Source organism: Streptomyces sp. NPDC059740, from assembly GCF_042733155.1.
Taxonomy (GTDB): Bacteria; Actinomycetota; Actinomycetes; order Streptomycetales; family Streptomycetaceae; genus Streptomyces.
On sequence record NZ_JBHWGP010000005.1, the window covers coordinates 36,545 to 50,351 of the forward strand.

Genomic DNA, 13,807 nt, shown 5'->3' on the forward strand with positions numbered 1-13,807 from the left:
GGGCGGGGGGGGGGGGGGGGGGGGCCGCGGGGGGGGGGGGGGGGGGACGCGGGTTCGTGGCCCGCCCCGGCGGGGGCGGCTTCTGGGGGGGGCCGCGGGTGGCGGGCCGGGCCTCCGCCCGGCCCGCAGCCCCGTCACCCGTCCTCCCGGTCCCGTACCGTCGGCCTCCCGCGTCGGCGCGCCGCCGACCCGACCAGCAGGACGGCGGCGCAGACAGCGATCGCGGCAAGCACCAGCAGCCAGTCGGCGGGGTAGTCCAGGGGCAGCACCGTGGCGTTGGCGGGCCGGCCGGGCCGCAGCAGGACGGGGGCGGCGACTGCCGTCACGCAGCCGCCGGTCAGCAGCGCGCCGCGCACCACCGCCCGGGGCCCCTCGCGCAGCCCGGCCAGCAACGTACCGGCGCCCAGGACCAGTGGTGCGACGACCCCGTCGTGCAGGACCACCGCCCCGGCCAGCCACCGCACGGCGCCCCAGGCCTCTGCGACCGAGGAGAGCAGCAGCGCGCCCCACGCCGTCGAGGCCAGGCCGAGCAGGGCGGTCAGCAGCCGCACCGTCCTTGCCGCCCCGGTGCCGCGGCCGGTCATGACACCTCCAGAAGGCCGACCCACTTGGTCTGCAGCACGCCTGGCCGGTTCGGGGCGATGATCCTCGCCGGGAACCCGTGGTCGGGTGAGAGCGGTTGCCCGTTGAGGGTGAGGGCCAGGAGGGTCAGGGGGTCGCGGGCGTGGGTGGGCGGCAACTCCGAGACGCGGTAGGGGCCGTGGGTCTGGAGGGAGGTCACCCGGACCCGGGAGCCGGGGGGTGCGGCGACGCGGTCCAGGAGGTCGGCGACGCGTACCCCCGTCCACCGGGCGGACTTGCTCCACCCCTCGACGCAGGCGATGGGGAGCTCCACCTCGTGTTGCGGCATGGCCCGCAGCTGGTCCAGTGAGAGGCGGCAGGGGCGCGGCCCGCTGACGGTCAGGTGCCAGCTCCCGGCGTCCAGTGCGGCTGTGCCCGCGGCCTCGGCGGTGCGGTTGACGGGGAGTTGCTGTTCCCCGTGGCCGGGGTGGCGCGGCGCCAGCAGGTCCAGCGGGGCCAGCGGCGTCAACGACTGGCCCACGGTGGTGACCGTCACGGCGGCCGCCGCGGCTCCCAGCCCGGCCAGGAAGGACCGCCGGTCCCGGGCGTCCGGGTCCGCCGGCGCGGCCCCGGCCCGGTGGCGGCGCCAGTGGGCCGCGACGACGGGGGCCTTGACCGCGAGGTGCAGCAGTACCGCGCCGGCCAGCAGCCAGGCGACGGCGAAGTGCACGGGGACGAAGGAGAACGGCCAGGGGTACCACTGGGCGGTGTTGAGCAGGCCGCTGAAGACCTCGAAGACGGCCGAGGCCACCAGCAGCGCCACCGAGAGCCGTTCCAGGGCGTGCAGGAGGGAGCGCACCGGCGGCCAGGTGAACAGCCGCGGGTAGACGACCCAGAGCTTCGCCAGCAGCAGCGGCACGGCCGCGGTGCCGCTCGCGACGTGGAGCCCCTGCGAGAGGCGGTAGCCCCAGACCGGCCGGGTGGGCAGGACGTCGAGGAGCGGGCCCGGCGGGTGTTTGAGGTAGTGGCTGACGACCCCGGTGACGAGGCACACCGCGAGGGCGGGGCCGAGGAGGCGGCCGACGACGGTGGCCGTCCGCGCGTCGTGCAGAGGGCTCGCCGACCCCGGTGGCCGCAGCAGCCGGACAGGTACCTTCATGCCCTCCATCTCACCTCCTGACGGCGGTGGTAGGGGGCTTGGGACTCTTACGGAACGCGAACGCCGGGCCGGGCGACCGCCCCGTCCGGGGCCGGTGGCGACCGGTGGGGGGGTGCGGTAGGAGCTGCCGCCGGGGAGGGCCTCAGACGAACTCGGGCAGCTGGGGTTCGAGGTTCTGCTGGGCCCAGATGACCTTCCCGGTGGGGGTGTAGCGCGTACCCCAGCGCACCGCCATCTGGGAGACCAGGAAGAGGCCCCGGCCGCCCTCGTCGGTGCTGGCCGCGTACTTCAGGTGGGGGGCGGTGCTGCCCCCGTCGGCCACCTCCGTGATGAGGGCGTGGTCCTTGATGAGCCGTACCGCCACGGGTGGGCCGCCGTGCCGGATGGCGTTGGTCACCAGTTCGCTGACGATGAGTTCGGTGCTGAAGGCGAGCGACTCCAGCCCCCAGTCGGTCAGTTGCCGGGAGACGGCGGACCGGAGCGGGGGGACGGCCGCCGGGTCGGCCGGGAGGTCCCAGGTGGCCACGTGATCGGCGGCGAGGACGCGGGTGCGGGCCACCAGCAGGGCGATGTCGTCCCGCTGCCGGTCGGGCAGCAGCGCGTCGAGCACGGACTGGCAGGTGTGCTCGGGCACCCCGGGCCCGTCCTGCGCGGCGCTGCTCTCCAGGGCGGCCCGGAGCCGGTCCAGCCCCTCGTCGATGTCGTGGTCGCGGTTCTCCACCAGGCCGTCGGTGTACAGGACGAGTTGGGTGCCCTCGGCCAGGGTCAGTTCGGTGGTCTCGAAGGGCATGCCGCCGACCCCCAGCGGCAGGCCCGCGGGGACGTCGGGGTAGTGCACCGTGCCGTCGGGCAGCAGCAGCGCCGGCGGCAGATGGCCGGCCCGGGCGACGTCGCACCGCCCGGTCACCGGGTCGTAGATGGCGTAGAGGCAGGTGGCGCCGCCGATGGGTGCGGTGTCGGGGTCCGCGGCCTCGTCGATGCCCATCACCAGTTCGTCGAGGTGACCGAGGATCTCGTCGGGGTGCAGGTCGAGCGCGGAGAAGTTGTGCACCGCCGTGCGCAGCCGTCCCATGGTGGCCGCGGCGTGCAGGCCGTGCCCCACCACGTCGCCGACCACCACCGCCACCCGCGCGCCGGACAGGGGGATGACGTCGAACCAGTCGCCGCCCACACCGGACTGTGCGGGCAGGTAGCGGGAGGCGACGTCCAGGGCGTTCTGCTCCGGCAGGGCCCGCGGCAGGAGGCTGTGCTGGAGGGTGACCGCCATGTCGTGCTCGCGGGTGTAGCGGCGGGCGTTGTCGATGCTGACGGCGGCGCGGGCCGCCAGTTCGTCCGCCACCGACCGGTCCTCGTGGTCGAAGGGGCCGGGGGCTCGGGAGCGCCAGAAGCTGACGACGCCGAGGAGGACGCCCCGGGCGCGCAGCGGGGCGGCGATGAGGGAGTGGAGTCCGGAGGCGGCCACGGCGCCGGACTCCGCGGGGTCGCCCAGGTCGCGGTCGCCGGCCTGCCGGACGTCGGGGACGAGCTGGGAGGTGCCGCCGGCCATGGCCACCGCCTGCGGGGAGGAGGGCGGCAGCCTCAGGGGCGTGCCGGCGGGCAGCAGGGGGTGGTCCTCGCGGGAGGTGCCGAGGGCGACGCGGACCGTGCGGGCGCCCGGCGGCGGCTCCTCGCCGCGGAGCACCGGTTCGGCCAGTTCGACGGTGACGTAGTCGGCGAACCGGCCCACCGCGACCTCGCAGAGGTGCTCGGCGGTGCGGGTCACGTCCAGCGTGGCGCCGATCCGGGTGCCGGCGGTGTAGAGCAGGTCCAGACGCTCCCTGGCCTGTTCGGCCCGGCCCGCCAGGGAGCGCAGCTCGCTGTAGTCGCGGAGGGTGGCGACCCGGCCTGCCGACGTCCGGTCCGGTCGGGTGGGCCGGGTGCTGACCGCGAGCGGGCGGCCGTGGGCGCGCACGATCTCGTCGGTGACGGACTCGGGCGAGGTCAGCAGCGAGACGACCTCCTGGGGCAGCCCGAGTTCGGTGACGTGGCGGCCGTTCGGCTCCTCGGGCAGTTGCAGGAGACGCGCCGCCTCGTCGTTGGCGAGCAGCAGCCGCCCATCGGGGTCGGTGATGGCGACGCCCTCGCGCACGGCATGGAGGACGGCGTCGTGGTGTTCGTACAGCCGGGTCATCTCGGCGGGCCCGAGGCCGTGGGTCTGCCGGCGCAGGCGGCGGCTGACGAGGGCGGCCCCCAGGGTGGCCACGGCCAGCGCGGCGAGGGTGCCGAGGACCAGGACGGGCAGCCGCTGGTCCACCGCCCCCTGGATGCGGTCGGTCGTGACGCCGGCCGCGACCAGGCCGATCACCTTGCCGCTCTCGGTGACGGGTACCACGGCCTGGACGAGGGGGCCGATGGCGCCCGTGAGGTGCTCGGTGGTCTGCTGCCCCCGGAGGGCGGGGCGGATGTCGCCGATGAAGTGCTTGCCGATGAGGTCGCGGCGGGGGTGGGTGTAGCGGATGCCGGCGGTGTTCATGACGACGACGAAGTCGACCTGGGAGTGGTGGCGGATGGCCTCCGCCTCCGGTTGCAGGACGCTCGTGGGGTCGGGTGAGGCCAGCGCCTCCGGCAGGCCCGGGGAGTGGGCGAAGGTCTCGGCCACCGCCAGGCTGCGGTCGCCGGCCTCCCGGTCGTCACCGGCGCGGGCCTGGAGGACCAGCGCCACGATGCCGGCGGCCACCAGCAACAGGACGATGAGGACCTGGAAGCCCAGCACCTGACCCGCGACGCTGCGCCCGTCCGCCTCTGGACGTCGCCGCCGCCCGCGCAGCCTCCACCGTTCGCCTCGCGTCACGAATCCTCGGTCCCGTATCCCGCCTGGTGTCCGTCCTTCCGTGGCGCGGTCACCCTGAGGAGGACGGTGGCACGCCCGTCATCGCATGATCATAGGTTCTCCGCGCCGCCTGACGCGCATTTCACCTCTTTTCGGTCATGCCGCCCCGCGGTGACTCCGCGCCGCGGTACGCCGGTGGTGCGGGAGCGGTCCGCGCTCCGGCCGACCCGCCACGCGCCGCCTCGTTCACCCGTGCGGCTGCTGCTGCGTGACCGGAGGGGCCCGGGCGGCGTTGGGGCGCACGGAAATCGCTCCGCGGGCCCGGCCGGACCGGGCCACGCGGCGCTCGCAGCCACACGCGGGAGGAACCCATGTCCGTGCACTCCAAGCTGCTCTCGGGCGGCCTGAGCCGTACCGCCGCCACCGTCGCGACGGCCCTCGCCCTGGGCGGAACGCTCTTCACCTCCGGGCCGGCCCAGGCGGCCGCCCCCCACCAGCCCTACGGGACGGTCACCGCCCGTACCGGCGTCAACGAGCGCATGTACCCGAGCACCGACTCCTCGGTCCGCGGCACGCTGCCCTACCAGGCCACCGTGGGGCTGCGCTGCAAGGTGCGCGCCCAGAACATCAACGGCAACACCGTCTGGTACCTGCTGCGCGACCGCAACACCTGGGTCTCGGCCGCGTACGTCGCCAACCACGGCCAGGTGCCGTACTGCAACCAGGTCCAGCGCTACGAGAACAACAACCGCCCCGGCGGGGCCGACTCCCACGCCATGGGCTGAGCACGCCGCAGGCCGGTACCCGCACCCCTCCGGTGCGGGTACCGGCGGCCCCGGGCGCGGACGCCGCACCCGGACACCTTCAGGCCGCCTCCGGTCCTCCCCGACGGGGACCGGAGGCGGCCTTTCGCCGTTCGTGCCGGGGGCGCGCGGCGGAGCCGGGGGGAACCGCAGTGCGACCGTGCGGGCTGCGGAATAGGCCTGCACAATCGGTGGGTTGGACGGTGCACGCGTCGAACGCGTCGCCGCCCGCACTCATCGAAGGTTCCCCTACGGAGGCCTCACGAATGACCCCTACGACCGACCAGCTCGCCGCCTCGGCGGAGAGCAACGCCGCGTCGTCCATATCCACCGCGGAGTCCCCCACGACTCCGCCTCCCGACAGCCCCGGGCGCGGCGTCGTCCCCGTCCTCGCCTTCGCGGGCATCACCGTGGCGGTGATGCAGACCCTCCTCGTCCCCGTGATCAAGGACCTGCCGGCCCTCCTGACCACCTCGCCGGCCAACGCCACCTGGGTGATGACGGCGACGCTCCTGGCCGGTGCGGTGGCCACACCCATCATGGGCCGGCTGGGCGACCTCCACGGCAAGCGGCGGATGCTGCTCGTCAGCCTGGCGGTGATGGTCGCCGGCTCGCTGCTGTGCGGCCTCACCGACGACCTGCTGACGATGATCGTGGGGCGGGCGCTCCAGGGGTTCGCGATGGGCGCCATCCCCCTGGGCATCGGCCTCATGCGGGACGTCCTGCCAGTCGAACGGCTGGGCTCGGCCATGGCGTTGATGAGCTCCTCGATCGGGGTGGGCGGCGGTCTGGCCCTGCCGGTGGCGGCGCTGGTGGCCCAGCACGCCGACTGGCACGCACTGTTCTTCTGCGCCGCGGGTCTGGGCGTGCTGGCCGTCGCCCTGGCGCTGGCGCTCGTCCCGGAGAGCCCGGTGCGGGCGGCGGGGCGCTTCGACGTGGTCGGCGCCCTAGGACTCAGCGCCGGCCTGGTCTGCCTGCTGCTGCCGGTGACCAAGGGCAGCGACTGGGGCTGGGGGTCGCCCCGGACCCTGGGCATGCTCGGTGCCGCCGTCGCGCTCCTGGTGCTGTGGGGCCTTCTCGAACTGCGCCTGCGCGACCCGCTGGTGGACCTGCGCACCACCGCCCGCCGCGAGGTGCTGCTCACCAACCTGACGTCGGTGATGGTCGGTGTCGCCTTCTACGCCATCTCCCTGGTCCTCCCGCAGCTGCTCCAACTCCCCCGGTCCTTCGGCGGACTCGGCCGGTCGATGGTGGTGGCGGGACTGTGTGTGGCGCCGCTCGGCCTGACGATGATGCTGACCGCGCCGCTGTACGCCCGCATCTCCGCCCGCCGCGGCCCCAAGACCTCCCTGATCGCCGGGATGCTGGTGATCGCGGTCGGGTACGGCGCGGGCACCGGGCTGATGAGCGCGACTTGGCAGACCGTCCTGGTCTCGGTGGTGGTGGGCGCCGGCATCGGCCTGGCGTACTCCTCGCTGCCCGCCCTGATCATCGGAGCCGTGGACCCCTCGGAGACGGGTGCCGCCAACGGGCTGAACACGCTGATGCGTTCGCTGGGGACGTCCGTATCCAGCGCCGTGATCGGCATGGTGCTGGCCCGCACCGCGACGCACGCGGGCGGTGCGGTGGTCCCCACCCTCCACGGGTTCCGGACCTCCTTCCTCATCGCCACCGGCGCCGTCGCCGTCGGCCTCCTGCTCGCCCTCTTCCTCCCGTCACGCAGGACGACCGTCCAGCCGCGTCTGCTGGCCGGCGGCGAGAACTCCCCGGCCGTCGAGGGGCCGGCGCTGGCCGGTGAGGCCATGTCCGCGAACCAGGCGGCGCCGGCGGCGGCCTTCGTCGCCCACGGCTTCACGGGCCACGTCACCGACGAGGCGGGGCGTGCGGTGCCCGGGGCGCGGGTGACGCTGGTGGACCGGTCCGGCCGCCAGGCGGGCCGGGCCCGCACCGACCGGACGGGGTGGTACGCGCTCGACACGGCGGCTCCCGGCACGTTCGTGCTCTCGGTCGCCGCGGCGGGCCACCGCCCGTACGCCTCCACGGCGGTGGCGGTGGCCGGCGGGGGCCCCGGGCCGCTCGACGTCCGCCTCACCCGGGCCCGCCGTCTCCCCGGCGTCCTGCGGGGCGGCGGCGGCAGACCGGTCGCGGCCGGCGTGGTGGTGGTCACCGACGCGGCCGGCGAGGTGATCGCGGGCACGACCACCCGGGCCGGCGGCCAGTGGGAGCTGACGGATCTGCCGCCGGGTGCCTACACGCTCACCCTGAGCGCGCCGGGACACCTGCCGGCGGCCCGGTACGTGGAGGTGGACGAGGGCGGGGACCCGGCTCAGCGCCCCCACGAGGTCACGCTGACTCCTGCGGCGGCGCTGCGCGGACGGGTCCGCGACCGCGACGGCCGGTTGACGGGACTGGCCGTAGTCTCGCTCACCCGTGCGGACGGCGCCGTCCTCGGCGCCGCGGTGACCGGGCGGGACGGCGCCTTCGCCTTCGACCACCTGACCGCAGGGGCGTACACGCTCCGCGTCTCCGGACCGGCCGCCGCCGCGGTGCGGGTGGACCTCTCCGACGGCGCCCGCCGGGAGCTGGACGTGGTGGTGGCGGACGAACCGGGGGCAGGGCACGAGGACCTCCTGCCGGTGTGACGCCGTCCGGGACGGCGGCACCGACACGCGTCCCACGCCGCCGAACCGGCGTGGCGGCGCGGGCCGCACGGACCCCGCGCCGCCGGCCGGGCACCGTCACCGAGCACGAAGCCCCCGCCCGCGACGCGGGCACCGGGCCGCGATGGGATGGACGGGACTGTCCGGCGGCTCCCCTCAGCCCTTGCCGCCGCGGGTGAAGCGGGTGACGGCCCGCCGCTCGGTCTTCCGCAGTTTCCGCCACGCCTTCGGCCACCGTTCCTCGGCCCCGCGCGCCGCTTCCTGCGCCCGGGCGTGCAGCAGGCCGTAGCCGTACGTGGGCCGGCCCGCCGCCTCGGCGCGGTCGGCCAGCAGCGGCAGCTCGCCCTGGGCGACGACGGCGTCCTGGTGGGCGCCGAGCACCTGTTGCAGCCGTTTGCCGCGCTTGGCGAGCCGTGCCGCGGGCCGGCCCGCCGCCGGCCGGGCGGTCTCGGCGGCGTAGCGCAGCCGTTTGGCGGCCTTGCGCGCCTCGTGCAGGGCACGGTCGCGTGGCGGGCCGACCGGAGCGGTGCGGGCCCGCTCGACGCGCCGGGTCAGCCTGCGGTGTTCCCGCACGACCGCCTTGCGTAGTTCGCCGGCGGCCTCTCGACGCGCCCGCGGACCGAACGGCGGTGCGGCCAGGTGGGCGTCGAGGAGGTCCAGGAGGGCGAAGTACCGCTCGCTGTCCAGCACCTGCACGACCCTGTGCCACGCCTCGCGGTAGGCAGCGGTCTCCTGTGCCGCCACCCGGCCCGCGAGCGTGCGCGTCACGGCGGCGGTGGCGGGCTCGGTGGCCAGTTCCCGGGCGTCGGCGTGCAGCCGTGCGGCGAGCACCTCGTGGTCGCGCGCCTCGCCCAGCACCTGTCCCAGCCACTTCAGTTCGCTGGTGAGCCGACGGGTGGCGCCCGCTTCGTGCAGCCGCCGGTAGCTGGTCAGCGCCGCGCGAAGCCTGCGGGCGGCCACCCGCATGCGGTGGACGGAGTCCGCCTCGTCGGCCCGGACGGCGGCGTCCGCGTCGAGGAGTACGGCGCGCTGCTCCCGCAGCCGGGTGAGGACCGCTTCGCCGGCGCTGCCAGGCGGAGCCGCCGTCTGCGGCTGCGGGGCTCGGCCGCCGCTCTCCATCGCCTGCCGCAGCTTGGAGGCGCCGGGACGCACCGTCAGCCCGGCGTCGGCCATCCGGTGGTCCACCGCCTCGAGCAAGGAGGCTTCTCCGTGGACGAGTTCGGCCTCCACCTCCGACCAGGCCATCAGGTGTGCGGAGTTCCCCTGCCCGCCGTCGTCACCGGCCTGCTCGGACTCCGTCTCCGGGTGCGTCCCTGCCGCCCGGATCCGCTCCAGGCCCGGAATCTGGGCGCTGACGTGGTCGTGTGCGACCTCGGCCAGGGTGCGGCCGGTGTCGTCCAGGAGCAGCCGGCGGGTGCGGCGGGTGTGCAGGTGCGCCACGGGAACCAGGTCGGCGCCGCGGGAGCGGGCCCGCACCCGGCGGGCCAGTTCGGCCGGCAGCCCGTCGTCGTCACCGGTGCCGAGCGGCACCCGGTACTCCTGGCGCGACGCCGGATCTCCGCCGGTGGAGGGCACCTTGAGGTGCCACCCGGCATCGTGACCGCCCGTCCTGCGGCGGAGGGTGACGCCCAGCCCCAGGAGTCGCAGGTCGGTGGTGTCGTAGTAGAGGGCGTCCAACTCCTCGGTGGCGGCCTGGCGGACCTCGGTGACGCCGGGCAGGCCCCGCAGTTCCGGCAGGCTCACCTCACCCGGCCCCTGGTAGGTGTGCTCGGTCTCCGTGTGGCTCTGTCCCATGGTGCACGCGTTCCCCGGCCGGAGCCGCGTATACGGACAGAGCGGTCAGACCTCGTCCGTTCGGCGCTCTGCTCGCACACCGGTGGGGGCGGTGTGCCGTCTGAGGGACGGGCGTGGGGGCGGGCGGGGGCGGGGGGGCCCCGCCCGCCCCCCCCGCGAACCCGCCCCGGGTGGCCGCGGGGGGGGGTGGGCGGCGCCCCCGGGCCCCCCCCCCCCCCCCCCCCCCACAACCCCCCCCGGNNNNGTGGGTGGGGGGGGGGGGGGGGGGGGGGGGGGGGGGGGGGGGGGGGGGGGGGGGGGGGGCCGGGGGGGGGGGGGGGGGGGGGGGGGGGGGGGGGGGCCCCCCCCCCCCCCCACCCCTGGTCTCAGCCGCAGTTGGAGCCGGCGTTGGCGTAGGACTGCCCGCTGATGGCCCCGCCCCAGGCCACGCAGACGCCGCGGCCGTTGACCGTGACCGGCCCGGCGTAGGTGGTGTAGTTGCCCTTGTCGGTGTCGGTGCCGAACTTGGTGGACACCGTGGCCGACATGGGCACGGCGGTTCCCGCCTTGGCGCGCTGCGTCACGACGCAGTTGGTGCCCTTGGCGGAGTTGTAGGTGAGGTAGACGGTGCCCAGGCTGCCGATGGGCGCAGAGTTGATCACGGTGTACCCGCTGCCGCAGGCACCGTTGTAGGCCGCCGCACGCGCGGCCGTGGCCTTGGCCGAGGTCGCGGCGCCCTTGGCGGGGGCGGGCTTCGCGGCGGCGGAGGCGGCGGAACCGTGGCCTCCTGCTGCGGCAGGGGTGGCAGCCGAGGCGACCCCGGCGGTGGCGGCGAGGCCGGACCCCGCGAGCAGCACGGTTGCGAGCACCGCAGCGGACTTCTTCAGACGCATGGTGTGACTCCCCCTCTTGCTGGTCGTGTGCCGCACCGGTGTGCCGCACACCAAAAGGGACGTCACCGACCTCCGTGCGGTTCCGTCGCTTTTCCGCCATCCTCGCCCGTAGGGAACTGATCACCCGTGGCGGCTGGAACCGGTAAGAAGGGGCAGGTCAGGGTTGGTCGCGCGCCTGCTCGGTGGCCCGGTGGGCGGCGTCCCGCTCGGAACTGGCGCGGCTCGTGCTCAACGCGCCACCAGAGTTCTCCAGGTGGGCGCGGACGAACCACTGGAACAGTTCCAGGCTGCGCAGTTGCTCGATGAGCATGTCCTGGGTGACCGGATCGCTCTCCTCGGTCGCCCTGGCGGCTGCGCGGTGGTCCTCGATGATTCCCGTGTACACCAGGTCCAGGGCGCCCAGGTGCTCGATGGACTCGGCGCGGCCGATGGCGTAGTCGTCCCAGGTGCGTTCCGCCACCAGCACCCCGGGCGTGCCGGAGGGCGAACCACCGAGGGTGGAGATGCGCTCGGCGGTGGTGTCGGTCATGTCCCGCACGGCGTCGACCTGCGGGTCGAGCATCTCGTGGACGGCGATGAAGTGGGGCCCCACCACGTTCCAGTGCACGTGCTTGAGCGTGAGGTGCAGGTCGGTGAGGGCGTGCAACCGGGTGCGCAGCAGCTTGATGACCTCGCTGCCCGCCTGCGGGGTCATGCCGGGAACGGTGTACTGGGGAGCGGAGCCACTGGGGGTCACGGTGGGATGCCTCTCTTACTGGGCGCGGTTCCTTCCGGCCCGCCTGCGGGGCGGACCGCCGCCGCCCATGCGATCACCGTCCGCCCGCCCCCGCCCGCCGTGCCCGGCGTGTCCACCGCCGTTCGGGGGAGACACGCCGGGCCGGCCGGACGTACACCGGCCCGGGGATACACCCGGCACGCCGTCCCGGGCGGGGGAAGCGGGCCGGGGCCGCCCCGGTCGGGACCGGGACCATGCCGGGGTCGCGTCGGGTCCGTTCTCAGCCCCTGGTCAGGCCCGGGTCGCTGGTACCGGTGGCGCCGGTCTCCACGTGACCGGCGAACCGCCGCAGGAAGCCGGGGTCGTCCTCACACCGCACCGTCAGGTCGTACCAGCGGTGGGCGCGCCGGGCGGCGACCGCGTGCCGGCTGCTCCGGCCGGCCCGCACGGTGAGCCGGTGCTCCGCGTCGCCGTACCCGTCGGTGACGGTGAGGTGGCAGTCCGCCCGCCCGTGGCTGGCGAGAACCAGCTCCACGCCGCCGGTGGCCCGGTTCTCGTGCGCGGTGACCCGCAGGTCGGCGGTCACCTTTCCCCGGAAGGTGCGCAGGAAGCCGTTGGGCCCGTGGACGGTCAGGTCGTACGAGCCGTCGGACGCCGTGGCCCAGCTGTCGGACAGTTTCTTCCCGCCCTCGACGGTGTAGGTCCACGGGCCGTCGCTGCGGATGGCGGAGGTCACCAGGAACGCGGCGCCCACGGCGTCGGAGAAGGTGAGGACGAAGCGGCCCGCGTCGGTGTCGGGCGCCCCCTCGACCACGCTGGCGTAGCGCAGCGGCCGGGCCGGCCGGGTGCCCGCCTCGGGGGTCGGCACGCTGCCCTGGGCGGGCGGCTCGGGCACGTAGTCGGGGTGGCGGTCCCGGTCCGGCGGTGCGTAGGCGTCGGTGGAGGGCAGCGCGGTGGGGGCGGCGTGGGCCTTGCTGAAGTCGAAGGCCGAGGTCAGGTCGCCGCACACGGCCCGCCGCCAAGGGGAGATGTTCGGCTCCCGCACCCCGAAACGCTTCTCCATGAAGCGCAGGATCGAGGTGTGGTCGAAGGTCTCCGAGCAGACGTAGCCACCCGTGCTCCACGGGGAGAGCACCAGCATCGGTACGCGCTGGCCCAGGCCGTAGGCCCCTGGGGCGTAGCCGGCCACTCCGCCGGTGTAGAGATCCGCGCCGACGTCCACGGTCGACAGGCCCTGGGCGGCGGAGCTGGGCGGGTAGGGCGGGACGACGTGGTCGAAGAACCCGTCGTTCTCGTCGTAGGTGAGGAACAGCGCCGTCCTGCTCCAGACCTCCGGGTCGCTGGTGAGCGCGTCGAGGACCTGGGAGACGTACCAGGCGCCGTAGTTGGCCGGCCAGTTGGGATGTTCGCTGTAGGCCTCGGGGGCGGCGATCCAGGAGATCTGCGGCAGTTTCCCGGACTTGACATCGGCAGCCAGCACGTCGAAGAGGCCGTCGCCGTTCCTGACATCGGTACCCGTGCGGGCCTTTTCGTACAGCGGATCGCCCGGCTGGGCGTTGCGGTAGGAGTTGAAGTAGAGCAGCGAGTTGTCCCCGTAGTTGCCGATGTAGGCGTCGTCGCCCCAGCCCCAGCCGCCGTCGGCGTCCAGACCCGCGCCCTTGTCCTGGTAGATCTTCCAGGAGACACCGGCCTGCTCCAGGCGCTCGGGGTAGGTGGTCCAGCCGTACCCCTTCTCCTCGTTGCCCAGGACGGGCCCGCCGCCCTTGCCGTCGTTGCCGACGTACCCCGTCCACATGTAGTAGCGGTTGGGGTCGGTGGAGCCCATGAGCGAGCAGTGGTAGGCGTCGCAGACGGTGAAGGCGTCGGCGAGCGCGTAGTGGAACGGGATGTCCTCACGGGTGAGGTACGCCATCGTGGTGGCGGACTTGGCCGGGATCCACTGGTCGTACTTGCCGTTGTTGAAGGCCCGGTGGGTGCCCGCCCAGTCGTGGTTGAGGTCCTGGATGAACTGCAGGCCGAGATCGTCGGCGTCCGGCCGGAAGGGCAGCACCTCCTTCGCGCCGTCGGGCTGGTGCCAGACCGGCTTTCCGTTCGGGAAGGTCACGGGGCGCGGGTCCCCGAAGCCCCGCACGCCCCGCAGGGCACCGAAGTAGTGGTCGAAAGAACGATTCTCCTGCATCAGCACGACGATGTGCTCGACGTCCTTGAGGGAGCCGGTGGCCCGGTTCGCGGGGATCGAGGCGGCCCGGCTGATGCTCTGCGACATGGCGGAGAAGGCCGCGGTGGCGGCGCCGAGCTGTAGGAAGCGGCGCCGGTTGAGGTCTGGCATGAGGTGGGGTTCCCCCTTGGAACTGGTCGCGGTCTGGGCTGCACGCGCAAGGTAACCGAGATCATCCACGGCACGGAACATCCCGGTGACCACGCGATGACCATC

9 protein-coding genes are annotated in these 13,807 nt (G+C 74.7%); 2 read left to right on the forward strand and 7 right to left on the reverse strand.

All coding sequences use genetic code 11. The annotated features are described in order from the left end of the window. Positions 1-134 precede the first annotated feature (134 nt). The 3 genes from ACFV3R_RS08530 to ACFV3R_RS08540 form a co-directional block, all read right to left on the reverse strand. Positions 135-584: a hypothetical protein gene (locus tag ACFV3R_RS08530; RefSeq protein ID WP_385577650.1), complete on the reverse strand. Its 450-nt coding sequence runs from the start codon at positions 582-584 to the stop codon at positions 135-137. Beyond that, positions 581-1,729 carry a molybdopterin-dependent oxidoreductase gene (locus ACFV3R_RS08535; protein ID WP_385577653.1) on the reverse strand — a complete coding sequence of 383 codons (1,149 nt, stop codon included), beginning with the start codon at positions 1,727-1,729 and terminating at the stop codon, positions 581-583. Before ACFV3R_RS08535 ends, ACFV3R_RS08530 begins: the two co-directional genes overlap by 4 nt. A 133-nt stretch (positions 1,730-1,862) precedes the next feature. Next, on the reverse strand, positions 1,863-4,472 hold the full coding sequence (locus ACFV3R_RS08540) for a SpoIIE family protein phosphatase (protein WP_385577656.1): 2,610 nt from the start codon (positions 4,470-4,472) through the stop codon (positions 1,863-1,865). Between the two features lie 428 nt (positions 4,473-4,900). Between ACFV3R_RS08540 and ACFV3R_RS08545 the strand changes: the two genes are divergently transcribed. Both ACFV3R_RS08545 and ACFV3R_RS08550 read left to right on the forward strand, forming a co-directional pair. Then, complete coding sequence (locus ACFV3R_RS08545) at positions 4,901-5,314, forward strand: SH3 domain-containing protein (RefSeq protein WP_385577659.1); 414 nt, start codon at positions 4,901-4,903, stop codon at positions 5,312-5,314. A gap of 284 nt (positions 5,315-5,598) precedes the next feature. Next, the gene (locus tag ACFV3R_RS08550; protein ID WP_385577662.1) at positions 5,599-7,974 is read left to right on the forward strand and encodes an MFS transporter; all 2,376 of its coding nucleotides are present in this window, start codon (positions 5,599-5,601) and stop codon (positions 7,972-7,974) included. A gap of 174 nt (positions 7,975-8,148) precedes the next feature. Here the strand turns inward: ACFV3R_RS08550 and ACFV3R_RS08555 are convergent, their stop codons facing one another. From ACFV3R_RS08555 to ACFV3R_RS08570, 4 genes are all read right to left on the reverse strand, one after another. Continuing rightward, entirely contained in the window at positions 8,149-9,786 is a 1,638-nt protein-coding gene (locus tag ACFV3R_RS08555; protein WP_385577665.1) for a CHAD domain-containing protein, read from the reverse strand. Between the two features lie 365 nt (positions 9,787-10,151). Next, complete coding sequence (locus tag ACFV3R_RS08560) at positions 10,152-10,658, reverse strand: spore-associated protein A (protein ID WP_385577668.1); 507 nt, start codon at positions 10,656-10,658, stop codon at positions 10,152-10,154. 157 nt (positions 10,659-10,815) lie between these two features. Beyond that, entirely contained in the window at positions 10,816-11,352 is a 537-nt protein-coding gene (locus ACFV3R_RS08565; RefSeq protein ID WP_385577671.1) for a Dps family protein, read from the reverse strand. Positions 11,353-11,653: 301 nt separating this feature from the next. After that, the gene (locus tag ACFV3R_RS08570; protein ID WP_385577674.1) at positions 11,654-13,702 is read right to left on the reverse strand and encodes a phosphocholine-specific phospholipase C; all 2,049 of its coding nucleotides are present in this window, start codon (positions 13,700-13,702) and stop codon (positions 11,654-11,656) included. Positions 13,703-13,807 lie beyond the last annotated feature (105 nt).